The sequence below is a fragment of the Phormidesmis priestleyi BC1401 genome, from assembly GCF_001650195.1.
Lineage (GTDB): Bacteria > Cyanobacteriota > Cyanobacteriia > Leptolyngbyales > Leptolyngbyaceae > Phormidesmis_A > Phormidesmis_A priestleyi_B.
Genome location: NZ_LXYR01000152.1, coordinates 1 through 1626, shown reverse-complemented (window position 1 = coordinate 1626; position 1626 = coordinate 1). Strand labels below are relative to the sequence as shown.

Here is a 1626-nt window from a genome sequence, read left to right as displayed (position 1 = left end):
GGGAGAAAAGTGATCAAGAATCATCGGGCGTTTCCCACCGATGAATCTGCCCTCAAAGTGGTTTATCGGGCGATGCACCACATTGCGAAAAAATGGACGATGCCCATTTCAAACTGGAAGCCTGCTCTAAACCGTTTTGCGATTCTGTACGAAGAGCGATTTCCGCTCTAATTTTGACCTTTGACACAAACTACTTGACATACCCGGAATGCCAAATTGGATTCAAAATAAAGCACCCTAGCCAATCATTGGTTAGGGTGCTTTATTATTGGCGGTTCACGGCTCGCTCACTATTATTTACCCTATATAAGGGTGCTATGCCTGGTCAGCAGGATCGCCATACGGGTCTTCACTCGCGGGTCGCACATTGCCGAACTGCCCAGCATCGGTCGGTTGATTTGCCGGATCGCCATACGGGTCTTCACTCGCGGGTCGCGGTGGTTGATTCTCGCTCTCTGCTGGCTGATCGCCTAGTAAGGCATCGGCTGCTTTGCGTAAAAAATCGCCTACCATAATCGTCCTCCAATGTTTACAAAATTGATTTTGTTATCTAGTGCCCACGTGCGTTCTGTCAAGCAACTCAGTTGGTTGCTGACTGCGCTTCTGGCAACGACGTGAGGTCACGTCCGGTGGTCTGGTTGTCATACCCTTGATAGTCACGGTACTGTTGCGCATCTGCGGCTGGCACCGTAATGCCATTGGGCGGTGGGGTTACCCAATGCGCTTGATGGTTTGCATCCCGGTAATAAACGCGACCGTTTTTAGAAAGGTAATACTGTCCGTTCTCGCCTGCCTGTGCCTGCGCGTGTTTGTGCTGGTTATAAAGATAGTAAAGAGCGGCAGCTCCAGCCAGCACGACTGCTCCTTTCTGAACATTACTCATGCCCTTCTTCTGCTCCGTCGGCGCTGCTGTAGTAGTCGCAGTGCGCGTGTCATCGACTGGCGGCGGCACAGTAGCCTGACGCTGACCACATCCCGCAAACAAGGGCACAGTCAGGAGCGCTGAAAGGAGCATGGCAGTGGGGCGGACACCACGTTGATCTGGAAATCTTTGCATAACTTGAGTCCTCTACACCAAGGCACCGTGATTGCCTTTCCCTATGTAACAGGTGATCTGCCCCTGGGAAAAGCGGCTCGTGTCAATCATGGTGGAACGACGGGTTGCTGTCATCACACTCTAGAAAGAGGATGTACAGAGCCAAATTAAATGACATCGAGACAAATTTGTGCTGATGGGGTCTTATTAGCAAGGGAACCAGATTTTGCCTTAAAGCTGTAATGCTCTTCTAGCAAGGTGTTCTTTTAGCTTGTGCTCCCTCACCCTGACCCCAAAACTTGGCTAACCTGTAGAAATTATCAGTTTGCTGCTGAAATACTCTCAAGGTAAAATCTGGTTCCATTATTAGTGCGCCCCCTATTACCTCTCAGCCCTGCTGTTATGAGCCTAAAAAGATTTCTAAGCGTCGCGTGGTTGAGTCTACTTGTGGGAGGCTCCTCTGCTTCCCATAATTTGATTCACTCGAGGCTCAAACAGACAGGCTCCTCAAGCTTAAGCTCTCAAATTGAGACGTATCACAGCTTCGTGTTGGGTCGAGATCGAACCTATGGGATCGTGCTCCCACCCGG

2 protein-coding genes and 1 pseudogene are annotated in these 1626 nt (G+C 50.3%); 1 reads left to right on the top strand and 2 read right to left on the bottom strand.

Features of this window, described 5'->3' with window-relative positions; genetic code table 11:
• Positions 1-171 (top strand): annotated as a pseudogene (locus tag A8707_RS27360) (IS256 family transposase); the annotation flags it as partial.
• Between the two features lie 144 nt (positions 172-315).
• Here A8707_RS27360 and A8707_RS26115 read toward each other — a convergent pair.
• Both A8707_RS26115 and A8707_RS26110 read right to left on the bottom strand, forming a co-directional pair.
• Positions 316-513, bottom strand: a complete 198-nt coding sequence (locus tag A8707_RS26115; RefSeq protein WP_068820355.1) for a hypothetical protein — start codon at positions 511-513, stop codon at positions 316-318.
• Positions 514-580: 67 nt separating this feature from the next.
• Positions 581-1057, bottom strand: a complete 477-nt coding sequence (locus tag A8707_RS26110) for a hypothetical protein (protein ID WP_068820353.1) — start codon at positions 1055-1057, stop codon at positions 581-583.
• Positions 1058-1626: the final 569 nt, after the last annotated feature.